The 23,242-nt window shown below is 62.5% G+C and carries 17 protein-coding genes and 1 pseudogene; 6 read left to right on the top strand and 12 right to left on the bottom strand.

From position 1 onward, the window contains the following. Positions 1–75: 75 nt before the first annotated feature. The 4 genes from NKJ72_RS14115 to NKJ72_RS14100 all read right to left on the bottom strand — a co-directional run bounded on the left by NKJ72_RS14115 (position 76) and on the right by NKJ72_RS14100 (position 5,035). Complete coding sequence (locus tag NKJ72_RS14115; RefSeq protein ID WP_352477620.1) at positions 76–1,455, bottom strand: aspartate aminotransferase family protein; 1,380 nt, start codon at positions 1,453–1,455, stop codon at positions 76–78. A 54-nt stretch (positions 1,456–1,509) separates the two neighbouring features. Continuing rightward, the gene (locus tag NKJ72_RS14110) at positions 1,510–1,635 is read right to left on the bottom strand and encodes a hypothetical protein (RefSeq protein ID WP_031194280.1); all 126 of its coding nucleotides are present in this window, start codon (positions 1,633–1,635) and stop codon (positions 1,510–1,512) included. 74 nt (positions 1,636–1,709) lie between these two features. Continuing rightward, complete coding sequence (locus NKJ72_RS14105; protein ID WP_352477619.1) at positions 1,710–3,779, bottom strand: prolyl oligopeptidase family serine peptidase; 2,070 nt, start codon at positions 3,777–3,779, stop codon at positions 1,710–1,712. Between the two features lie 95 nt (positions 3,780–3,874). Further along, a complete protein-coding gene (locus NKJ72_RS14100) occupies positions 3,875–5,035 on the bottom strand; it encodes an MFS transporter (RefSeq protein WP_352477618.1) in 1,161 nt (386 codons plus the stop codon). A gap of 210 nt (positions 5,036–5,245) precedes the next feature. Between NKJ72_RS14100 and NKJ72_RS14095 the strand changes: the two genes are divergently transcribed. From NKJ72_RS14095 to NKJ72_RS14080, 4 genes are all read left to right on the top strand, one after another. After that, positions 5,246–6,823, top strand: coding sequence for a trimethylamine methyltransferase family protein (locus tag NKJ72_RS14095; protein ID WP_352477616.1), 1,578 nt, complete (start codon positions 5,246–5,248; stop codon positions 6,821–6,823). 132 nt (positions 6,824–6,955) lie between these two features. Further along, positions 6,956–9,541 carry a GcvT family protein gene (locus tag NKJ72_RS14090; RefSeq protein ID WP_352477615.1) on the top strand — a complete coding sequence of 862 codons (2,586 nt, stop codon included), beginning with the start codon at positions 6,956–6,958 and terminating at the stop codon, positions 9,539–9,541. 88 nt (positions 9,542–9,629) lie between these two features. Then, positions 9,630–11,207, top strand: coding sequence for an ArnT family glycosyltransferase (locus tag NKJ72_RS14085; protein WP_352477614.1), 1,578 nt, complete (start codon positions 9,630–9,632; stop codon positions 11,205–11,207). 25 nt (positions 11,208–11,232) lie between these two features. After that, a complete protein-coding gene (locus NKJ72_RS14080) occupies positions 11,233–12,549 on the top strand; it encodes a M24 family metallopeptidase (protein WP_352477741.1) in 1,317 nt (438 codons plus the stop codon). A 121-nt stretch (positions 12,550–12,670) separates the two neighbouring features. On the opposite strand, the gene NKJ72_RS14075 is transcribed toward NKJ72_RS14080, so the two are convergent. Both NKJ72_RS14075 and NKJ72_RS14070 read right to left on the bottom strand, forming a co-directional pair. Then, positions 12,671–13,471: a phosphate/phosphite/phosphonate ABC transporter substrate-binding protein gene (locus tag NKJ72_RS14075; RefSeq protein ID WP_352477613.1), complete on the bottom strand. Its 801-nt coding sequence runs from the start codon at positions 13,469–13,471 to the stop codon at positions 12,671–12,673. Positions 13,472–13,555: 84 nt separating this feature from the next. Next, the gene (locus NKJ72_RS14070) at positions 13,556–14,566 is read right to left on the bottom strand and encodes a fatty acid desaturase (protein WP_352477739.1); all 1,011 of its coding nucleotides are present in this window, start codon (positions 14,564–14,566) and stop codon (positions 13,556–13,558) included. A gap of 229 nt (positions 14,567–14,795) precedes the next feature. Here NKJ72_RS14070 and NKJ72_RS14065 point away from each other — a divergent pair, with 229 nt between their 5' ends. Beyond that, positions 14,796–15,638: a helix-turn-helix domain-containing protein gene (locus tag NKJ72_RS14065; RefSeq protein ID WP_254818179.1), complete on the top strand. Its 843-nt coding sequence runs from the start codon at positions 14,796–14,798 to the stop codon at positions 15,636–15,638. 88 nt (positions 15,639–15,726) lie between these two features. Then, a complete protein-coding gene (gene bmt / locus NKJ72_RS14060; protein WP_352477612.1) occupies positions 15,727–16,743 on the top strand; it encodes a betaine--homocysteine S-methyltransferase in 1,017 nt (338 codons plus the stop codon). Between the two features lie 128 nt (positions 16,744–16,871). On the opposite strand, the gene NKJ72_RS14055 is transcribed toward bmt, so the two are convergent. From NKJ72_RS14055 to NKJ72_RS14030, 6 genes and pseudogenes are all read right to left on the bottom strand, one after another. Continuing rightward, complete coding sequence (locus NKJ72_RS14055) at positions 16,872–17,261, bottom strand: hypothetical protein (protein WP_352477611.1); 390 nt, start codon at positions 17,259–17,261, stop codon at positions 16,872–16,874. A gap of 276 nt (positions 17,262–17,537) precedes the next feature. Then, entirely contained in the window at positions 17,538–19,658 is a 2,121-nt protein-coding gene (locus NKJ72_RS14050) for a vWA domain-containing protein (protein WP_352477610.1), read from the bottom strand. 2 nt (positions 19,659–19,660) lie between these two features. After that, the gene (locus NKJ72_RS14045; RefSeq protein WP_254818176.1) at positions 19,661–20,221 is read right to left on the bottom strand and encodes an RNA polymerase sigma factor; all 561 of its coding nucleotides are present in this window, start codon (positions 20,219–20,221) and stop codon (positions 19,661–19,663) included. Between the two features lie 67 nt (positions 20,222–20,288). Continuing rightward, a pseudogene (locus tag NKJ72_RS14040) lies at positions 20,289–20,696 on the bottom strand (dienelactone hydrolase family protein); the annotation flags it as partial. Between the two features lie 86 nt (positions 20,697–20,782). Further along, positions 20,783–21,472 carry a hypothetical protein gene (locus NKJ72_RS14035; protein WP_352477609.1) on the bottom strand — a complete coding sequence of 230 codons (690 nt, stop codon included), beginning with the start codon at positions 21,470–21,472 and terminating at the stop codon, positions 20,783–20,785. A gap of 89 nt (positions 21,473–21,561) precedes the next feature. Beyond that, the gene (locus tag NKJ72_RS14030) at positions 21,562–23,136 is read right to left on the bottom strand and encodes a trimethylamine methyltransferase family protein (protein ID WP_352477608.1); all 1,575 of its coding nucleotides are present in this window, start codon (positions 23,134–23,136) and stop codon (positions 21,562–21,564) included. Between the last annotated feature and the right edge of the window lie 106 nt (positions 23,137–23,242).

Below are 23,242 nucleotides of genomic sequence, written 5' to 3'. Positions count from 1 at the left end.
TTTGCGTCTCGCTTCCTCGCCCGGCAAGCGCTCGGTCGATCGCCGGGCGTCCGACATGGAGCGCCCGGCGGTCGTTCACCGCTTGCGCAGATCTGCTTCGGCCAGATCGAGCGCCTTTGCGATACGATCGCAGGCCATGTCGATCGTCTCGCGCGTCCAGATCAGCGGCGGCGACAGGATCATCGTGTCGCCGGTGGCGCGCAGCATCATGCCCTGGGCAATTGCGTGGTCGCGAACGGTCACCGCCGCGTTGCCGGCCGGCAGGAAGCGTTCCTTGGTTGCCTTGTCCTTGACGATCTCGATCGCTCCCATCAGCCCGAACGAGCGCACCTCGCCGACCAGATCGTGCTCGCCGAGACGTTCCTGCAAAGCCCTGGCGAAGTAAGGCCCGGTGTCGTTCCTGACGCGCTCGACCAGCCCCTCGCGCTCGATGATCTCGAGGTTCTTCAGCGCCACCGCGCAGGCCACCGGGTGCCCGGCATAGGTGTAGCCGTGATAGAATTCACCGCCCTTTTCGACCAGCGTCGCCGCGATGCGGTCGCCGACCAGCAGCGCCGACAGCGGCTGATAGCCAGAGGTCAGCGCCTTGGCCGTGGTGATGGTGTCGGGCTCGACATCGAAGGCTTGTGCCGCGAACCACTCGCCGGTGCGGCCGTAGCCGGTGATGACCTCGTCCAGCATCAGCAGGACGTCGTATTTGCGGCAGATGCGCTGCACTTCCGGCCAATAGCTCATCGGCGGGATCTTCACCCCGCCTGCCCCCATCACCGGTTCGCCGATGAAGGCGGCCACCTTGTCGGCGCCAGCTTCGAGGATCGCGTCCTCGACCGCTTTTGCCGCGCGCAGGCCGAAATCATGGTCGCTTTCGCCGGGCAGTGCGAGCTCATAGGCATAGGGCATCATTACATGGACGATGTTGGGCACGGCGCCGCCGAGCTGCTTGTGCATCAAATCCATGCCGCCGAGCGAGGCGCCGGCGATGGTCGAGCCGTGATAGCCCATCTTGCGCGAGATGATGCGGTTCTTCTCCGGTTTGCCTTCCAGCACCCAATAGTGACGGACCAGGCGCAGCGCCGTGTCGTTGGCCTCCGAACCGGACGAGCCGTAGAACACCTGGTTGATGTGCCTTGGCGCGATCTCCGCCAGCTTTTTCGACAGCAGAACCGGCGTCGGCGTCGAGCATTTGAAGAAGGAGTTGTAGTAGGGCAATTCCTTCATCTGGGCGTAGGCGGCGTCGGCCAGCTCGTCGCGGCCATAGCCGACATTGACGCACCACAGCCCTGCCATGCCGTCGAGGATTTCCGTCCCTTCGGAATCGTAGATGAACGGCCCGTTGGCGCGAGTGATGATCCGCGAGCCGGTCTCGCGCATCTCTTTGTGGTCGGTGAACGGATGAAGGTGATGCGCGGCATCGATCTGCTGAAGCTGCTTCAGCGAATAATTCTGGTAGGTCATGTCTGATCTTTCCTCTTGAACCAATCCGGCAGCTTTTGCGCCGGGGCGGATTCGTCAGAGGACAGCGGGCGGCGAATAGCCGATGCGGGCGCACAGCCGCAACAGCTCGGCGCGAAGCGTGCGCGGCGACGGCGTCACCGCGACCCCAAATGCGCAACCCGATTTCGCCAGCCGAGCCATGCATGTACCTTAGGCTGCCTCGAGCCCTCAGTTCAAGCCGTGCCGGTCAAGCGACGCCGGTCAATTGGTGCCAGTCAATTGGTGCCAGTTAGGGCCCGCTGCAGGAAGACATATTTCATCGCCGCCTGGGCTGCTTGCGGCCGCCGATCGCCGCGTCCGCCATGGCCGCCCTCGGTCTCCTCGAAGAACAGCGTCTTGCCGTGGCCGGCCGCCTGCAGCCGTGCCGCCATCTTGCGCGCGTGCCCGGGATGGACGCGATCGTCGGCGGTCGAGGTCGTCAGCAACACCGGCGGATAGGCTGCGTCCGTGTCTACATGCTGGTACGGCGAATAGGCGGCGAGCCAGGCTGCCTCTTCCGGCTTCGCCGGATCGCCATACTCGGCCATCCACGACGCGCCGGGCGGCAGTTCGGTGTAGCGCAGCATATCGAGCAGCGGCACCTCGATGATCACGGCACCGAACAATTCCGGGTGCTGGGTCAGCGAGACGCCGGTCAGCAAGCCACCATTCGATCCGCCTTGGATGCCCAGCGTGGCGGGCGTAGCGATGCCGCGCTTCACCAGATCTTGCGCGACCGCGGCGAAGTCGTCGAAGGCATTCTGGCGATTGGCCTTGAGCGCCGCCTGATGCCAGTTCGGGCCGAACTCGCCGCCGCCGCGTATGTTGGCCTGCACATAGGCATTGCCCTTCTCCAGCCACAGCCTGCCGCGCACGCCGGCATAGCCGGGCAGCAGCGGCACTTCGAAGCCGCCATAGCCGTAAAGCAATGTCGGCACGGGTCCATGCAAGTCGCGCCTCCTGACGACGAAGTACGGGATCATCGTGCCATCCTTCGAGCGCGCTTCGAACTGTTCGGAGACCAGCGACGACGCATCGAAACGCGCCGGCTGCGACTTCACCGTTGCGAGGCCCGCGGCGTTGTCGTCCGACCAGATGATCGAGCTCGGCGTCAGGAAATCGGTGAAGGAGAAGGAGACGCTGGAACCGAAATGCTCGGCATGGCTGATGCCGACATTGCCGTTTTCGGGCAAAGCCACGGGCTTGAACTCCCAGCCGCTGTCGCTGCGCTTGCCGGCGACGACCTTGCCGCGCACATTGTCCATCAAATTGATGAACAGCCGGTCCTGCGTGCGGGCAATACCGGCGATCGAGACACGATGCGCCGGCTCGAGCACGGTATCGAGGGATCCGAATAGCCCGGTTTCGATCCAGCGCTCGAAATCGAGTGAATAGAGCCCGTCGGGCTTGCATAGCGTGCCGTCCGGCGCCGTCCATGGCGTACGCACGCCGAAGACAAGCTGGCCCTTGAACACCGCTGTATCGGTGACGTCGTCCGGCAGCGGGATGCGCCTGTTTTCGCCCGATGGCAGCCGCAGGAAACTGTGCGAGGCGAAGAAGTCGATGGTCCGGGCGAGGAAGACATGACGCTTGTCGCCGTCGAATTCGACGGACCCGCCGGCGGCAAGATCCTGCTTCAGCGCCTCAAAGATCGGCATCGCCTCGTTCAGTGGCGTGCCGCGCCGCCAAAGCTTGACCACGCGCGGATAACCGGACTGGGTCTTGTCGTCCTCCTCGAAGGCGGCGGAAACGATAACCGTGTCCTCGTCCAGCCAGCTAAAGCTCGACTTCGAGGCAGGAGCACGAAAGCCGCCATCGACGAAGGACCTGCTTTCGATATCGAATTCGCGCATCTCGCTGGCATCGCCGCCATCCGGCGACAGGCTGAGCAGGCAGCGGCTGAAGTCGGGATAAAGTCGGCTGGCGCCGCTGAACACCCATTTCACTCCCTCTTTCGCCGCCAGGCTGTCGAAGTCGATGATCGTCTGCCATTCCGGCTTGTCGGTCTTGTAGGACGCGACCGTGGTGCGCCGCCAGAGGCCGAGTACGTTCGTTCGGTCCTGCCAGAAATTATAGACATAGCCGTTGATAGCGGCCCCGACGGCGATGTTATCCTCGGCCGTCATCAGGTCGAGCGCCGTCTGGAACGACGTCTGATAGGACGGATCACCCTGCAGCTCCCCGACCGTGATCGCATTTTGGCGATGCACCCAGTCGAGCGCCTGCTTGCCCCTCCTGTCCTCCAGCCAGAGAAACGGGTCTTCGGCCGCCGAACCCGGCTGGCCCTTGGTATTCGATTTGGTCATGAGGTCTCCGGTTGAGTCGGGCGGCGGCATAGCCAAGATCGACATGGGGCCGCTTATATTCAAGTCGTTCGTCAGAAACGGCGGCTTTCTGGCATTCACGCCATCCGTCTTCGAATGACCGTTACAACTGCCAGCGCCAGGCAAATGGCACCGAGCGTCATTGGCAGGCCGCCGGCGCCAACAACATCCATGGCGCTGCCCGCCAGCGGCGGCACGGCGATGCCGCCGATGCCCCACATCAAAGAGAAGGCGGCATTGCCGGCGACCAGTGCCGAGCCGGTGAACCGCTCGCCGAGCTCGATGATCGACATCGTGTAGATACCGTACGAAACCGCACCCCAGACGAAGACGCACGGCCAGATCAGCGGCGTCTCGATGAGAACCGGCAGCAGCGCGCATCCCAGCACCGTCATCGAAACACAGATGAACCGCACCAGCCGCGCCGTCAGTCGTTCCGCCAACAGGCCGAGCGGCACCTGCATAGCGATATTGCCGGCGATCATCACTGACAGCAGCGCCGACATGTGCGCTTCCGCAATGCCATAATGTGTTCCGTAGACCGGCAGCAAGGCGAGCACCGCCTGTTCGAAACCGGCGGCCACAATCACCGCCGACAACAGCAGCCACGCCTGCGGCACGAACCCCAGCACCGAAACCCGGTGCCCGCTCTCGTCGACCTTGGGCAGCCGTGCCAGCACCGAGGCGAGGCAGGCGCCGCAAAACAGGAATGCGCCGATGCCGACCAGAAACGGCGGCCATCCCACGGTGCCGACCGCAAGCAGGCACAGCGGCCCCGCCGCAAAGCCCGCCGAAATGATGGTCGAATAGATGCCCATGACGCGGCCGCGGCGTGCCGGCGGCGCCAGTGCGATCACCCAGACTTCGCTCAGCACGTAGAGCGGGTTGGTGACGGCGCCGATCAAAAAGCGCAGCGGAAACCACAGATAGACGTTTTGGGTCCAGCCGATCAGCGCCAGCACCAGCGCGGAAAGTGCCGCGCAAGTAAGCGCGGTGCGCCCTGCCCCGAAACGCCGCGCCAGCGCCGGAACCAGCGGCGACGAGACGATGAAGCCGATCGGCGTCATTGCCGCCGACAGGCCGATTATGGCCGGCGAGACACCCTGGCGCTGCAGGATGAAGCTCAACAGCGGATAGCTCAGCCCTTGCGCGATGGCGAACACCGAGACGGTGGCGATCACGCCGGTGATCGCCGCCCATTGCCCTATTTCGCCGCTGCTTTGTACCGCCCGGTCCATGATGCAGGATTAGCGTTTCGGTTCCGTCGCGGTAAGCACCGGCAAGGAAAACCGCTTGCGCCAGCCGGAACGCGATCAAGAGGCTGGCGATCCAGCCGGCTGCCCCCAGGGCATGTCGCTTCCCTCGCCCTAGTGGTCGCCGCCTCCGCAATGGCCGGACGGCCGGCGGTCCATTATGCCGCCGCATTGCCGCAGCGTACGAGGACTCTTATGACCGCCGCCCTTCAGCCCGCCGAACCGGCACTGGCAAACGACCGCGCCCGTCGCGGCGGCCGCGCGGGGAAGCGTGCCGGCGGATCGACGACGTTTGAGCAGCCGCCGTTTCGGCAGTTGAAGAACCCGCTGACGCCGACCCGGCTGGTTTCCGACGACGAGCTGGAATCAATTCACCTCGCCTCTCTGCGCGTGCTGCGGGAAATCGGCGTCGACGTGCTGCATGACGAAGCCCGGCGCATCATGAAGGCGCATGGCGCCGATGTCCGCGAAGGCAGCGAGCGGGTGCGCTTCGACAGCGACATGATCCTGGAACTGGTAGCGCACTGCCCGCCGGAATTCACCATCCACGCCCGCAACCCGGCGCACAATGTGCGCTTTGGTGGCGATAATCTGATCATCTCGATGATGGCGTCGGCACCCAATTGCTCAGACGTCGACCGCGGCCGCCGGCCAGGCAACCAGCAGGACTACCGCAACTTCCTCAAGCTTGCGCAGATGCACAACATATTGAACTGCACGGGCGGGTACCCGGTCGAGCCGATCGACATCCATCCGTCCGTGCGCCACCTCGAATGCATCCGTGACCTCGCCACGCTGACCGACAAGATGTTCCACATCTATTCGCTCGGTAAGGAGCGCAACGTCGACGGCATCGAGATCACCAGGATCGCGCGCGGCATCAGCCATGAGCAGTTGCTCGCAGAGCCGTCGGTATTCACCATCATCAACACCAATTCGCCGCTCAAGCTCGACGTGCCGATGATGGAAGGTATCATCCAGATGTCGAGCAAGGGCCAGGTGGTCATCGTGACGCCCTTCACCCTGTCCGGCGCCATGGCGCCGGTGACGATTGCCGGCGCGCTGGTGCAACAGAATGCCGAGGCGCTGTCCGGCATCGCCTTTGCGCAGATGGTGCGCAAGGGCGCGCCTGTCGGCTACGGCGGCTTCACCTCGAATGTCGATATGAAGTCCGGCGCGCCGGCCTTCGGCACGCCGGAATATATGAAGGCGCAGCTGGTCGGCGGGCAGCTCGCCCGCCGCTACAACATCCCCTACCGCACCTCCAACACCTGCGCCGCTAACACGGTCGACGCGCAAGCCGCCTATGAAAGCGTGTTCTCGCTGTGGGGCGCCATTCAGGGTGGCGGCAATCTGATGATGCATGCGGCCGGCTGGCTCGAAGGCGGCCTGCGCTGTTCCTACGAAAAGACCATCCTCGATATAGACCTGTTGCAGATGGTCGCCGAGTTCCTGACGCCGCTCGATCTTTCCGAGGAAGCGCTGGGTTTCGACGCCATCCAGTCGGTCGGCCCCGGCGGCCATTTCTTCGGCACCCAGCACACGCAGGACCGCTACAAGACCGCGTTTTACGCGCCAATCATTTCCGACTGGCGCAATTTCGAGAGTTGGGTTGAGGCCGGATCGCCGACCGCACTCGAAAAGGCCAATCGCGTGTGGAAGGAACGGCTGGCGTCCTATGAAGAGCCTTATATGGACCCGGCAATCCGCGAGGAGCTCAACGCTTTCGTCGACAAGCGCCGGGCCGAAGGCGGCGCGCCGACCGATTTCTGATCATCTGATGAGTAGTCGACCCCCACTCCGTCTTGATGGCAGGCTGGCCGAAAACATCGCCGTATTCGACCTCCGCTTTGTTTTCGCGCCCCGCTCACTCGATTCAATCTCTTCAAAAACGGAATTATCTTAATGAAATCTCATGCAAAATCGGTTGTCATCGGCGGCGGGGTCGTTGGCTGCTCGGTGCTCTATCATCTGGCCAAAGCTGGCTGGACCGACATCCTGCTGATCGAGCGTTCGGAGCTCACCTCCGGCTCGTCCTGGCATGCGGCGGGCGGCTTCCATACGCTGAACGGCGATCCCAACGTCGCCAAGCTGCAGGCCTATACGGTGCAGCTTTACAAGGAGATCGAGGAGATTTCCGGCCAATCCTGCTCGCTGCACCTGACCGGCGGCGTGATGATGGCCGATACGCCCGAGCGCATGGACTTCCTGCGGCTCGCCCACGCCAAGGGCCGCTATCTCGGCATGGACACAGAACTGATCACGCCGTCCGAGGCGAAGGCGATGTTCCCGCTGATGGACGAGACGAATTTCGTCGGCGCCATGTGGGATCCGGTCGAGGGCCACCTCGATCCTTCCGGCACCACCCACGCCTATGCCAAGGCCGCCAGGAAGCTGGGCGCCGAGATCGTGCTGCGCAACCGCGTCGTCGAACTGACGCAGGAGGTCGACGGCACCTGGAACGTCGTCACCGAGCAAGGCACGGTCAAAGCCGAGCATGTCGTCAACTGCGGCGGCCTGTGGGCGCGTGAGATCGGTCGCATGGTCGGCGTCGAACTGCCGGTGCTGGCCATGGAGCACATGTATCTCCTGACCGAGCCGATGCCGGAGGTCGAGGAATTCAACAAGTCGACCGGCCGCGAGATGATCGGCGTGCTCGATTTCAAGGGCGAGATCTATACCCGCCAGGAGCGCAACGGCATCCTGCTCGGTACCTATGAAAAGGCCTGCAAGCCGTGGTCGCCGGTCAACACGCCGTGGGATTTCGGCCACGAGCTGCTGCAGCCCGACATCGACCGCATCGCGCCGTCGCTTGAGATCGGCTTCAAGCATTTCCCCGGCATCGAGAAGGCCGGCATCAAGCAGATCATCAATGGTCCCTTCACCTTCGCGCTGGACGGCAACCCGCTGGTCGGTCCGGTGCAGGGCCTGACCAATTTCTGGTGCGCCTGCGCCGTCATGGCCGGCTTCAGCCAGGGCGGCGGCGTCGGCCTGGCGCTGTCGAACTGGATGGTCCATGGCGACCCCGGCTTCGACGTCTGGGGCATGGACGTGGCCCGCTTCGGCGAATGGGCAACGCTGCGCTACACCAACGCAAAGGTGCGCGAAAACTATTCGCGCCGTTTCTCCATCCGCTTTCCCAACGAGGAATTGCCGGCGGCAAGACCGGCGCAGACGACCCCGCTTTACGACACCATGCTCGCCAATAACGCCGTCATGGGCGACAGCTGGGGTCTCGAAACCCCGCTCTGGTTCGCGCCGAAAGGCTCGGAGGCGAAGGACGTCGTGTCCTTCCACCGCTCCAATGATTTCGGCCCGATCGGCGAGGAGGTGCGCGCCACCCGCGAGAAGGTCGGCGTCACCGAGATCGCCAACTTTGCCAAATACGAAGTCTCCGGACCAGGGGCCGAGGACTTCCTCAACCGGCTGATGACCAATCGCATGCCGAAGACCGGCCGCATCGTGCTGACGCCGATGCTGAACGAGTTCGGCCGGCTGATCGGCGACTTCACCATCGCCAAGGCGGGCGAAGAACGCTTCATGATCTGGGGTTCTTCGGCAGCGCAGAAATACCACATGCGCTGGTTCGAGAAGCATCTGCCGAAGGATGGCCCAAGGGCGTCAGAGGTGCGCATCCACCGCTTCGACCAGACGCTGGTCGGCCTCTCCATCGCCGGGCCGAAATCGCGTGACCTGCTGCAGAAACTGGTCGATGTCGACATCTCGACCAAGGCCTTCCGCTTCATGGATTTCCGCGAGATGGCGGTCGGCGGCGCGCCCTGCATGGTCAACCGCATCACCTACACCGGCGACCTCGGCTATGAGATCTGGATGGCGCCCGCCTACCAGCGCCTGGTCTACAAGGCGATCAAGGAGGCTGGCGAAGAGTTTGGCCTTATCGATTTCGGCATGCGGGCTTTGCTCTCGATGCGCCTTGAGAAGAACTTCCCGACCTGGTTCCGCGAGCTACGTCCGATCTACGGACCATTCGAAGGCTCGATGGACCGCTTCATCAAGCTGGAGAAGAACGATTTCATCGGCCGGGAGGCGGCAGCCAGGGAACAGGCGGCAGGGCCGAAGCTGCGCCGCGTTTCCTTCATCGTCGATGCCGCGGATGCCGACGTCATGGGCGACGAGCCGATCTGGGCCAAAGTCGGCGGCAAGGATTACGGCACCGTGGAAAAGCCGCATGGCTACGGTGCACCGCGCTTCGACGCGGGCGGCAAGGAAGTGCGCGGCTCGAACGCCGCCGAAGGCGCGTCTGCCGTGCGCGGCATTGTCGACGGCGACTGGCGCGTGGTCGGCTGGATCACCTCCGGCGGCTATGCGCATTATGTCGAGAAGTCGATGGCGCAAGGCTATGTACCGGCAGCGCTTGCCGAGAACGAGAGCGCCGGCCTGTTCGAGATCGAAATCCTTGGCCACCGGCGTCCCGCACGCATCAATGTCGAACCGCCGTTCGATCCGAGCGGCGAAAGGATGAGGACGTAGGCGCAGCCAGCCGGTCGCATTGTGCGGAGCATGCTCTTCATGCTAGCGCAGCCGGCAACACTCTGCTGGCAAGGGCGATGAGATTTCATTGAAGTACAATCTGAGATGGGCCGAGTGGCTGGCCGAGGGACGGATCGGCCCGTTCCCGGCGGCGATCGTCACGGTCGCGGCTTACTTCGCCTTGCAGACCATCATACTGTCCCTATTGAGCTCTTGGGCGGGAACCGGCGTCGGCATCGATGATGCGGAGCAGCTGATCTATATACCGTATCTCTGGGCTGGATATGGCGGCTCGCAACCACCCCTCTACACCTGGATCAACTGGCTGGCCGCGCATGTTTTCGGCACCAGTATCTTCACGCTGAAGCTCGTCAAATACTCCGTGCTGTTCCTCGCCGCCTGCAGCGTGTTCGCCGCCATGCGGCGGTTCGGCTACACCAAAGCGACAGCGGCGGCGGCCATGTTCGGTCTGTTTACGATCCCGCAGATCGTCTGGGAATCGCAGCGCGCCTTGTCGCATTCCGTCGCCGTCGTCGCCTTCTGCTCGCTGCTCCTGCTTGCCATGGCCTATCTTCTCGAGCGGCGAAGCATGGGCGCCTATGCGGCGTTTGGCTTGGCCACGGCGGCTGCAATTCTTGCCAAATATAATGATGTCTTTCTCGTGGTGGCCCTTGTTGCGGCAGTGCTGTCGCTGCGCGAATGGCGCAGCGTAATCCTCGATCCGAAGTTCGCCATCAGCATAGCGGTCGCGATATTGGTGCTGGCGCCAACCACCTATTGGAGCCTCATGCATCCCGCCGATTTATTGTCGAGAGGCGAGAAGTTCGGAATAGACTCGCACCGAGGGCGCATGGCGGCGGCTTTTGTCGGTGCCGGCAAGTTTATCATGGGAACCTTCAATTTCGCGGTCTTGCCGGTGCTCGTTTCCGCGCTGGCTTTCGGGCTGGCCGGGTTTCGTTTCTCCGAGTGGCACCCGAAAGGTCCGGCTCGGGAAATTCTGTTGCGGCGTGCCTTGGCGCTCGGCTTGGCCATGCTTGCAATACTTGTACTGGCCACCGGCGTGACAGTGGTCAAGGACCGCTGGCTGCTACCTGTCCTGTTCATGTTGCCGCTGGCCATCGTCGCCACTATGGAACGGCTGGCACCGCACGGCAGGAATGCGCAGCTCCTGGTAATCGCGGCTGGAGCGATCATCGCCGTGCTCCTCGCGCCCGCCACCTGGTACGTCCAGATAAACGGGACCAGTGGTCTGTCGCGGATGATCCGCGTGGATTACCCCGCCCTCTATCGCCAACTGACTGCGGACGGACCGGTCAAAACCGCAATATCTGATGGTGCATGGGTCGGAAACCTGCGGCTGGTCGACGAAAAACTGGTCGCACTTGACCAGGAAGTGCCTAATTTCGAAATGCTGATGCAGGAGCCGGCCGTACTCGTCTGGCTTGACCGCGACGATCCGCGTCCGGTCATTTTGGAGCAGCTCAAAGCGGCCGGCTATGAGCCGGACGGCCAGCCGCGGCAAATGATGGTTCCGCTGTTGCGTGGAACCGACAAGTCCACCCGTCCCGGCGCCTATGTAAGATTGAAGAGAATGGCGGTGGGAGGAGCCACAGCGCCAAAAGAAAGCGTTAGCGGAGGAGCCGAGGGTGGACAGGAACCCGACTGACCGGCCCCGTCATCACCGCAAGATCATGCCGTTCGAGCCGGACGGCTCGAACGATGTGCTGCGCAAAAAATCGCGGCTGAAGGCCGCTGAACTCAACCAGCATGCGCTGGGCTATGGAGCGCTGGCGGAAGCCGAATGGCAGGCGGCGGGAATTGCTGCCCCTGACCTGCCCGCCATGCGCCGATACCGGCTCGAGCGCATCCGCGCCGAGCTGAAGCGCCGCGACTATGCGGGAGCCTTGCTCTACGATCCGGTCAACATCCGCTATGCGACGGATGCGACCAACATGCAGCTCTGGGTCGCACACAATCGGACCAGGCACTGTTTCGTCGCCACCGATGGCCCGGTGGTGCTGTTCGACTATTTCTCCTGCGAGCACCTCTCCGACCATTCCGGCGTCGTCGACGAGGTGCGGCCGGCGGTGTCGTGGGCTTACCTCTACAGCGGCGAGCTGACCGGTCAAAAAGTCCGCCGCTGGGCAGCCGGCATCGCCGAGCTGGTATTGGAACACGGCGGGGGCAATCGCCGCATCGCAGTCGACCACATCAATCCCGAGGGCATCGAAGAGCTCGCCCGTCTCGGCATCTGGGCGGGCAATGGCGAGGCGGTGATGGAAAATGCGCGGCTAATAAAATCACCCGACGAGATCCTTGCTATGCGCCGGGCGATCGTCGCTTGCGAGGCGGCGATGGGCGAGATGGAGCAGGCGCTGAGGCCTGGCATCTCCGAGAACGAATTATGGGCCGAACTCCATCGCGGCAACATCGCGCGCGGCGGCGAATGGATCGAAACCCGGCTCCTGTCGTCAGGTCCGCGCACCAATCCATGGTTTCAGGAGTGTTCGTCGCGGACGATCGAGGCCGGCGAGCTCGTCGCTTTCGACACCGACCTGATCGGTCCTTACGGCTTCTGCGCCGACCTTTCGCGCACTTGGCTTTGCGGTGACGCGCCGCCCTCGCAGGAGCAGCGCGACCTGTTCCGAATCGCCGCCGACCAGATCGCCCACAACACGGAGCTGATGCGGCCGGGCGTATCGTTCCGCGACCTCGTCGAGCGCTCGTCAGTGCCGCCGGGGGACTGCTTCCCGGCCCGTTACGGGGTGCTCTATCACGGCGTCGGTCTTGCCGACGAATACCCGACCTTGCCGCATGCTAGCGACTGGACCGACGACACACCCGACGGAGTGCTCGAACCTGGCATGGTGCTGTGCGTCGAGAGCTATATCGGCCGGCTTGGCGGCTACGAAGGCGTCAAGATCGAGGAACAGATCCTGATCACCGAGTCCGGCAATGAGAAGCTTTCGACCTACCCGCTCGACAATCGGCTGCTTGGCGGCTGCTAATGCATGCCCCACAAAAGCATGCCGTCGGGCTTGACCCGAGGGTGTGCGGCAGTTTTGCGACAACGACATGCATAAACAGGAATCTAAAGTGCTCGCATGAGGCCGACCGAACGCGACGCGGTTATGTGAGCGCTGCGATCGCCTCGCGCATTGTGGTGACGATCGTTTCCGGCGTTGTCCTGGCCGTGATGAACGGCAAGCCTTTGCGACGCCTTGTCCAGCCGACGACCGTCACCTTCTGCGCCGCAGGCTCGAAACGCTGCGCCAGCGCCCAGCTCTCGCAGTCGATCGCCGCGACGTCGGCCCTGCCCTCGGCAACGGCAACGATCGAAGCACGGTGCCCACAGCTTTCGCTCAGCGCGGAAAAGATGTCCAGACTCTCGCCCAATGCTTGCAGGTCGCGAGTTGGCGCGATGATGCCCGACATGGAATCCAGGCTGTTAAAGGTGAAACGCTGGCCGCGCAGCAGATCGAGCGGAATGACGGCACCGCCGTCGGCCGGCGACCTTGCCTGCGGTGCCTCGCCCGCTCTCATGATGAGGGCGCTCGAATAGAGTTCGCCCTGTCCACCCTCGAAGGCATCGTAACGCGGCTGACCGACGAGCTGGACACGTTGCGACAGGCCGAGTTCCATCGGTCCCCAACAGGTTTGCGCAAGGAGCAGCGCCGGGTGCAGCCAGAGCCGGTGAAAATCCAGCTCGTCCGGCGGCAATGTCGCCGGATCTGGCGCGACGGGTTTTCCCTGATCGTCTCGGATACCGCCAGGCACTGGAGGCAAATCGCCATTGCGGCGGATGATCGTCTCCGGCGCATCGATGCCTCTTTGTCTGAAAGTATCGCGCAACCGCGCCCATTGCGCGTCGACCTCGTCCCGCGCTTCCGGCCAGTCATACATCGGCAAAGCCGCAATGAATTCGCTCATGTCGGGGATTTGACCGTTATGCGGGGAAATTGACAAGTTCAGGAAAGCGTCGTCCGCGCGGAACCGCCTGCAACAACGCAAGAATCACTCTTTCGGCGGCTCGGCGGGTACCGGTGCGCTGCCAAGCCCATTGAGGCTGCGTGCCCTGACACGCGGCTTGAATGCGCGTCCCGGTTCCGGCATGCGCCGCAGCACGGGATGGACGACCGGCTCCTTCGCCTTGAAGGCATAGGCCTTGAGCAACGCGAAATAGTTCGGATAGGCGTAGCCATTGTTCATCCGCAGCCACTCGTCGCGGCGGTCGCGAAACAGCTTCGGCAGCCTGTACCAGGCCACCGTCGGACTCTTATGATGGACGAAATGCAGATTGTTGTTGAGGAACAGGAAGGACAGCGGCGAGCGCTCGACGATGATCGTGCGGCCTTCCGGATGTTCCGACCATTGGTGCTCGGCGTAGGTGCGGATCGAAATCAGCGATTGTCCCAGCCATACCGGCACCAGAACGTAAAGCCACAACGGCATGCCGAAGCCGAACTGCACGATGGGCAGCACGATGGCGAGGCCGATCGCGTGCAGCAGCCAGGCCTTGCGGACGACCTTGTCGCCCGCGGCAACCTGCCTGGCGTCGTCGATGAAGAACCCTATGCAGGAAAGCCACGGGCCCAGCACGAAACGGCCGAGCATTGTGTTGTTGATCTTCAGCAGGAATTTCATCGCCGACGGCAGTCCCTCGTGCTGCCAGAGCGCCTTGTAATAGCTTTCGGGATCGTCGAGCGGATCGGTCAGGCGCTCGTCTGCATGGTGGCGCAGGTGAATGGTCTTGAACCGGCGAAACGGCCAGACAAGACCAATCGGCAGGAACACAAACGCTTCGTTGAGCCGCGCGTTCCGGGTTGGATGGCCGTGCAGGACCTCGTGCATCAGTGAGGATTGCAGCGCCGTAATCAGGGTCAGAAAGACGAGTGCCAGTAGCGGGTAGGATGGCCAGAGCAGAAAGCCGGCAGCGAGCCAGCCGCCGTAGCAGAGAAGTGCGAGAAACACGGTCGGCCATTCGATGGCCGCTGCGCCGTGTCGCCTGTTACCCATGCTCGTCATGCTATCGACCACTGCCTTCCAGTCGCCGGAACCCGATTTGATTCCTGACAGCATTGTGTCAGGAGCGTTGCATCGCTGCAACGCGATAAAGCGCACAAACTGTTGCGATTGCGCATTTTCAGCTGCAGATGTTATCTGTTGTAAACAAGCTCGTAGATTCGTTTGCGCTCGAAACGCCATATAGACCGCTTCGGCGCAAATTTTTGCTCACTTCAGGGAGAGTAGAGATTTGGACAAACGCGACCTGTCGACGATCTTTCGCGAGCGCCTGAAAATGCTCTTGACAAGGTCCGATTTGAACCAATCAGCGTTCGCCGGTGCGGTTGGCATCGACCGTTCGGCACTGTCGCAGCTGCTCTCCGGCGGCTCGACCCGCCTTCCCCGTGCTGAAACGCTGCTTAACATCGCCGCCGAATTCAAAGTCTCGCTCGACTGGCTGCTCGGCCTCAGCCACGACGAGGGCGTCACCGGTGAAATCCGCGAGAGCCTTGAGATCGAGGAGGCGCCGGACGGCTTCGACCGCACGCTGCTGGCTCGCTGGCATGCCGAGGCGGCGGGAACGAAAATCCGCTACGTGCCGGCCGGCATTCCCGATCTTCTGCGCACCGAGGCGCTTGTCGACTATGAAGCCGTCATCGCCAACAAGAGCCGCGAGGCACAGGCCGGCGAAACGCAGTATCGCATCGACTACAACCGACGGCCCGAAACCGACATGGAAGTCTGTATGCCGCGCCACACGCTGGAGATCTTCGCGCGCGGGCTGGGCGTGTGGGACCGCTTTCCGGAGGCCGACCGCCACCAGCAACTCCTGCACATGGCGACACTGCTCGACGACCTCTATCCCACCTTCCGCCTGTTTCTCTATGACGGGCGGATGCGCTATTCGATCCCCTACACGATCTTCGGACCTTATCGCGCTGCCATTTACGTCGGCGACATGTATCTGGTGCTGAACGCCACGCAGCCGATCCGCATCCTGACCAGCCATTTCGACAATCTGATCCGTGCCGCGGACGTCAACGCGCATGAGGCGGCCAGCTTCACACGAAAGCTGGCGGAGATGCGATTTTGACCGGTTGTTTCCCGCACCGACATTGACGTCACATAAAGAATTCTTTATATCGTTATCTCAATAATTCTCCGGGAAGGCGTATTCCACAATGACCAATCCGATCGACGCGCTGCTTGCCGAAAAGGGCGTCCTGCTCGCCGATGGCGCCACCGGCACCAATCTGTTCGCCATGGGCCTTGAGGCCGGCGAGGCTCCCGAGCTCTTGAACGAGACCGCTCCCGACACCGTCACCAGCCTGCACCAAAACTTCGTCGATGCCGGCGCCGACATCATCCTGACCAACTCTTTTGGCGGCACCCGCCATCGGCTCAAGCTGCACCATGCGCAGGACCGGGTCTATGCGCTGAACAGGCGCGCCGCCGAGATCGCAAGCGCCGTTGCAAAAAAAGCCGGCCGCAAGGTGATCGTGGCCGGCTCAGTCGGCCCGACCGGCGAGCTGCTGGTACCGCTCGGCGCCATGACCTATGACGAGGCGGTCGAGGCCTTTGCCGAGCAGATCGAAGGCCTGAAGGCGGGCGGCGCCGAAGTCGCCTGGATCGAGACCATGTCGGCGCCCGACGAGATCCGCGCCGCCGCCGAAGCCGCCATCCGCGTCGGCCTGCCGTATACCTATACCGGTTCCTTCGACACCGCCGGGCGTACCATGATGGGGTTGCTGCCAAAGGACATTCACGGCGTTGTCGATGGCCTGTCGCAGACCCCGCTCGGTGTCGGCGCCAATTGCGGCGTCGGCGCCTCCGATATTCTCGCTTCGCTGCTCGACATGACCGAGGCGAAGCCGGAGGCAACGGTGATCGTAAAGGGCAATTGCGGCATCCCCGAATTTCGCGGTGCCGAGATCTACTATTCCGGCACACCCGAGCTGATGGCCGACTACGTGCGCCTAGCCGTCGATGCCGGCGCCAAGATCGTCGGCGGCTGCTGCGGTACCTCGTTCCAACACCTTGCCGCCATGCGCAAGGCGCTCGATGCGCACACCAAGTCGGATCGCCCGACCGTCGAGCAGATCGTCGAACGCATCGGCCCGATGCGCAACAAGCAGGCTACGGTCAACGTCGCCGAGACCAGCGAAGCCCGCCGCGAGCGGCGCCGTGGACGCGCCTGACGGCTTCAGCTGTTCGCTGTTTTGCTCTAGCGGCACCAATGCGAAGTCCTGGCGAGACGCGGCCTGTCGCAGCATTTCGTCATCACCGCAACCTATTAGCGCGGAACGGCGCTGACTGGTTATCAATTCTACTTGCCTTTCGCATAGACGTCTTGAATATTTCCGTCTCGATCATATCGAAAGCCAAATATAATGTCAGGCCTAAATTCGAAAACAGTACTACCGTCGGCTGAAACACGATATGCCCCATCCGGCATAGACGATTTCACTTCCGCCAAGCAAACGGCATTAATGCGATCGGGCAGCCGATCCTTAATCAATTTTGTCGCTTCAATGAGGTTTGCTACACCATTGTGGTAAAAATTCTCAGGATTTTGCATATAGTCGATTGCCGCCAGGATTTGATTTTTACTCTTGTCGCACATTGAGGCGCTCCTTGCCTCTTCCAAGCAGGCTATGCTGACTAAGATCGCGGTACCAAAGCCAAGAAAGATACGGCGCAAGTATATTGGGTCCATGCCTCGATACCTCATTCATTAACAACTGGATCGAAGAGATATGATAAAACCCGCAGGCAGTTGTTGTCTTGGACAATCGGTCTTCGCGTTTGAAGCACGAGAACTCAAATCGATCAACAGCCTGAACCTAAGCGCATGTCTCCGAAATTGGAACCGGAGCGGCGCTTGTAGAAAAAAGGCCGGCAAGGTTTCCCTCGCCGGCCTGCCTCACCCGCCCGTAGGCCGGCTCCCCCTATCAGAACGATCCCATCTGAAAGAACCCGGCCGTCATTGCCACTACCGGTTGCCGCCGAGCGCCGAGGCAAGGCGCACAAGCGAGAGGAACTCGGACCGGTATCCAAATGGGTCGGCTCCTCTGGCGGCGGTGGCAATCTGCATGATCTTGTCGTAGCCGAACTTCGCGGTCGCATCCTCGTCGCGCAGCTTCTGGCCGAAGGCAGCAACGGCAACGGAGAAACGCTGGTCGGTGCTGGCCTGGTCGAACGACGCCACCTCGTTGGCTGACGTCACTGGCGTGGTGATCAGCTTCGAAGTGTCCTCGTTCGGCAGCTTGTAGCGGATCTTGACGAAGGCATATTCGTCGGCATTGGCAACACCGCCATTGTTCACCGAGGCCTGGCCATAGCGCAGTTGATCAATCTGTTCGCCGCCGCTGCCCTTAGGCGTGATTTCGTAGATCGCTGTGACCGAATGGCCTGAGCCGATCTCGCCGGCGTCGACCCGGTCATTGTTGAAATCCTCGCGATTCAAGGCGCGGGTCTCGTAGCCGATCAGCCGGTACTCCGAAACCTTGTTCGGGTTGAACTCGACCTGGATCTTCACGTCCTTGGCGATGGTGAACAGTGTCGAGGAGGCATCCTCGACCAGTACCTTCTCGGCCTCCGCCAACGTATCGATATAGGCAGCGGTGCCATTGCCGTTCTGGGCGATGGTCTGCATCATCTGATCGTTCAGATTGTCGCGGCCGAAGCCGAACACCGACAGGAATACGCCTGTCTTGCGCTCCTTTTCGATCAGCCGCTTCAGATCGTCGTCGTCGGTCTGGCCGACATTGAAATCACCGTCGGTGGCGAGCATCACCCGATTGATGCCGTCCTTGACGAAGGATTTCTGCGCCAGCCGGTAGGCTTGCCTGATGCCGGCCTCGCCTGCCGTCGAGCCGCCGGATGTCAGATTCTCGATGGCAGCGAGGATCTTGTCCTTTTCCGAAGCCTTGGTGGGCTCCAGCACGGTACCGGCATCGCCCGCATAGGTGACGATCGAGACGGTGTCGTCAGGTCTCAGCTTGTTGACCAGCAGTCGGAAGGCCGACTGCAGGAGCGGCAGCTTGTCCTGCTCGTTCATCGAGCCCGACACATCGATCAGGAAGACCAGATTGGCCTTGGGCTGCTCGGCCGGCTTCACGTCGAAGCCCTTGATGGCGACGTGCATCAGCTTGGTGTGCTCGTTCCATGGCGTCGGCATGACGCTGACGGTCGAGTTGAACGGCGCCGAGGCGGAGTCCGGTCCCTTCCAGTCATAGGGGAAGTAGTTGACCATCTCCTCGACGCGCACCGTATCGGCTTGCGGAATAAAACCTTCCTTCAGCGAGCGCCGCACGAAGGAATAGGAAGCGGTGTCGACATCGATAGAGAACGTCGAGACCGGATCTTCCAGTGCGGCATGCACCGGATTGGTCTTGAAATTCTCGATGCGATCGCGGTTTTCCTCTTGCGGCAGCATCTGGTCTGCCGGCGCAGCGGCAGGCTGCTGTGCCATCAGCTTGGGCTCGGCGACCGTGCCAGGCATGCGTCCGACCCGCGCGCCGCCATCGACGGCCGGAGCCGCGGTGCTGGTGCCGCCATTCAGCACAAACTCGCCACTCTGCGCCGGTTCGGGAGCATTGCGGGTGAGCACGTCCTGCTGGGTCAACCCGCCGACTGCGGTCGATTCCGCTTTCGGCGGCGATGTCGGCGCCACAAGCGCCTCGCCGGCGTTACGGCTTTGGCTGTCGGCGTCCGCCTTCTTCTGCTTGTCTGCTTCGGCCACGACCGACGGTTTGACGGTCGCCGGCTTGTCGGCCAGTGTCTCGGTGATCTTATCGTCCCCGCCGAATTCGGGCCCGCTGAATTTGGATTCCCCAAGCATGTACATGGCAGCGTATCCGGCGATCGGCAGGGCAACGAGCCCGGCGATGGCCGGCGTGGCGAAGAGTTTCTTTTGCATGATTTCGCTCCAGAGCCTTTGTGCTCGCTCTGTGAGACGAAGCCCGCTTGCCGATCCTTGGGCGGCCGGTAAAGTTTTTTCTTCCATGTCATAGGCGCGCAGCGCGGCCTGGAGGGCACGCGCCTTTGCGTCCGCGTCCGGCGCCGGTGCCGCGATGTCGCGCAGTTTGTTGAGTTCGTTGTCGTCGACCATGGTCACACTTCCCCGGCTGAACGCATCAGCGTCTTCAGCCGTTTCTTCGCTTCATGGATGTGCCAGGAAACCGTCGTCTCCGAGATCGCCATCGCCTCGGCGGCGGCTGCATGGCTCAGCCCTTCGCCATAAACCAGCAGCACCGCATCGCGCTGCTTGTCCGGCAGCTTGCGCACCGCTGCCCAGAGCGCCTCGGCCGGGTCTTCCGGCTCAGCCGAGATTTCCCCCGAAATCAGGACATAGGCGCCATAGGCATCGGTCTTGACCGTCTCGCGGGCGGTCTTGCGCATCATGTCACGCGCTGCATTCAGCGTCATGGCGTAGAGCCATGTCGTGAAGGCGCCGCTGCCATGATAGTCGCGGATCGCCCGGCCAAGCCGGACGCAGACTTCCTGGGCGATATCCTCGGCGTCGGCCTTTTTCCCGCACCAGCGATAGGCGGCGCGATAGACGAAACCGTAGTGCCTTTCGAGCAACTTGCCGAAAGCACCCCGATCTCCGCCCTTCGCCCGCCCGATCAGTTCAGCGTCGGAGGCTTCGCTTTCGTCCAGCATCATCGCCATCATTGCCTGTTGGACGAAGGCTAATGGCTGTTCCTTGGGGCGATGGAAAGAATTTTCTGGCGCGCCGTCACGTCGTAACGGTTGGCGTGCCCTGACCGAGCGTCTCCGCGAACAGCGTCGTCAGCCGCTTCCATTGGCGCTCGGCGCCGGCTGCATCGAAGGCGCTGTGGTCCGGCACGCACCAGCCGTGCGCCATGCCGGCATAGTTCTCGATGACATGGTCTGCCTCGGCCGCGCGCAGCGCTTCGGCCAGCCGCGCGGCTTGCGCGGGCGGAAAGCTGCGATCAGTGCCGGCCGTACCGATATAAACCCTTGCCTTGAGCGAAGCGGCCTGCCGGTGCGGACTGTCGGCAGCGTCACCAGCCAGATTGCCGCCGTGGAAACTGGCCGCCGCGACGATGCGGCCGGGATAGCTGGCCGCTGCGTTCAGCGCCCGCGCTCCACCCATGCAGTGGCCGACAATGCCGACCGGCCCGACGTGCGATAGATACCGGCGGTGACCGTCGCCGCAAGCTGTAGTGAGGCGATCTGCTTCAAGATTTCGTGCGGCATTCGGCGACGCTACAGACGCGCGAATGCTGCCATGTGAAAGGCCTGAACTTCGGCCGGATAGCGATAGTCGGTGCCGTAAGGACAGGCGTTGCGATCAAGGCAGCCGCCGGTCCGGCAGGGCGCGCCGTTTTGCCCGCGCACATGGGCCAGACAGGTTTCATGTGCAAAACCATCCGCAGAATAAGCCTCTACCGGACAGGATTTCAGGCAAGGTTTTTCCAGACATGTATCGCAAAGGTGAATCATGTCGCGGGGTTCTTGGAGCGCAATTTCGTCTTCGAACAGCAGCGCGCCGCGATAGGCATGCCAGAGCCCATATTGCGGATGCATGAGAATGCCGAGCGGTGACGGCTTCAGCCCCTCCGCACGCATCGCCCATTGCTGGAATGGCAGATAAGGCCTGTCGGACGGCGACACCGCGCGCGCCCCGAATCTTCCGGCCACCGCGCCGATCACTTCGCGCGACCATCTGTCGAGCGGATCGTCGATCGGCTGTGACTGTTTCTCCAGCCAGCGCATGAAGTGCGGCCAAGGTGCGGCACCCGCCTGGCCCACCAGCAGGACGGATTTGGCGGTAGTGCCGGAGAGATCGGAAGGCGCCTTCTCAGCGCCTGCAAAATTGAAGCCGCCGCGAAGCACGAGACCGTGTGCGGAAAGTGCCGCCGCGATGGTTTCGACCATGCTGCGCTCGAGGATCATCCCTTCTTGTCCGGGTCGGAGAAGGCGCTCCGCCAGACTTCCTTGTGGATGATGTTGGCGACTTTAGCCCCGCCTGATTCGGGCTCCTTTCAGGTGAAGGCGTCGGCCATCGACGCCTTCTTCCTGGCAATGAAGTCCTTCAGCCCGTCGTCGATACCCGGATCGAGATGCGGCGCCTCGTAGCTTTCCAGCCAGCGGCGGGCGAGCTCGTTGGCGCGCTGCGGCGCGGTTTTTTCGCCTTCGGCCAGCCATTGCTCGTAAGAATTGTTGTCGGCGATGTTGGAGCGGTAGAACGCGGTCTGGAAATTGGCCTGGGTGTGGTCGCAGCCGAGATAGTGGCTGCCCGGGCCAACCTGGCGGATGGCGTCCATCGCCTGGCCGTTTTCCGACAGGTCGACGCCTTGGGAGAACTTCTGCGTCATGCCGAGCTGGTCGATATCCATCATGAACTTTTCGTAGCAGGAGGCGAGACCGCCCTCGAGCCAGCCGGCCGAATGCAGCACGAAATTGGTGCCGGCGAGGATCGTCGAGTTCAGCGTGTTGGCGCTCTCGTAGGCGGCCTGCGCATCGGGGATTTTTGAAGCACAGAGCGAACCGCCGGTGCGGAACGGCAGGCCGAGCCTGCGGGCAAGCTGTGCGGCGCCATACGAGACCAGCGACGGCTCCGGCGTGCCGAAAGTCGGCGCGCCCGACTGCATCGAGATCGACGAGGCGAAGGTGCCGAACAGAACCGGCGCACCCGGCCGGATCAGTTGTGTGAACGATGCACCGGCCAGAACCTCGGCCAAAACCTGTGTCAGCGTGCCGGCGACCGTCACCGGGCTCATCGCACCGGCAAGGATGAACGGCGTGACGATACAGGCCTGATTGTGGCGCGAATAGACCTTCAGCGCTCCCAGCATGGTCTCGTCGAAGACCATCGGCGAGTTGGCATTGATCAGGCTGGTCAGCACCGTGTTGTTCTCGACGAAATCGTCACCAAACACGATCTTGGCCATCGCCACCGTATCTTCGGCGCGCTCGGGCGCGGTCACCGAGCCCATGAACGGCTTGTCCGAATATTTGATATGGCTGTAGACCATATCGAGATGCCGTTTGTTGACCGGCACATCGACCGGCTCGCAAACCGTGCCGCCCGAATGGTGGATCGACGGCGCCATATAGGCGAGTTTTACGAAATTCCGGAAATCCTCGATCGTCGCATAGCGCCTGACGCCGTCGAGATCGCGCACGAAGGGCGGTCCATAGACTGGCGCGAACACTGTCGCGTTGCCGCCGATCTGCACCGAGCGCTCGCCGTTGCGAGCGTGCTGGGTGTAGACGGACGGAGCGGTCTTCAACAGCGAGCGGCAGAGGCCCTTGGGGAAATGCACCCGCTCGCCCTTGACGTCGGCGCCCGCCTCTTTCCAAAGCTTTAGCGCCTCGGCGTCGTCGCGGAAGATGATGCCGATCTCCTCCAGCACCGTGTCGGTGTTCTTTTCGATCAGCGCCAGCCCTTCCTCGTCCAGCACTTCATAGACGTTGATCTTGCGCTTGATATAGGTGAGCTGTGTGCCGGGGCCGCCGCCCGAACGTGCAGCCCGTCGGGCTGCGGCGCCACCGCTGGCAGCGCGTCCGCGCCGCGCGTTTGACGCTTCCTGATCGACCGGCGCGTTCTCACTCATAATCGTTCTTCCCTGGCTTTCGTTCTGGCCTTGATTTACTCCGGCCGGGCTCTTGTACCGGCCTGAAATCCGTTTGCGGCCGCATATTGCGGTCTCTGGCCGGATC

Origin of the sequence: Mesorhizobium sp. M0045 (assembly GCF_040323385.1) — a bacterium.
Lineage (GTDB): Bacteria > Pseudomonadota > Alphaproteobacteria > Rhizobiales > Rhizobiaceae > Mesorhizobium.
The sequence above is the reverse complement of the archived record's forward strand: the minus strand, read 5'-3'. Positions and strand labels throughout refer to the sequence as shown.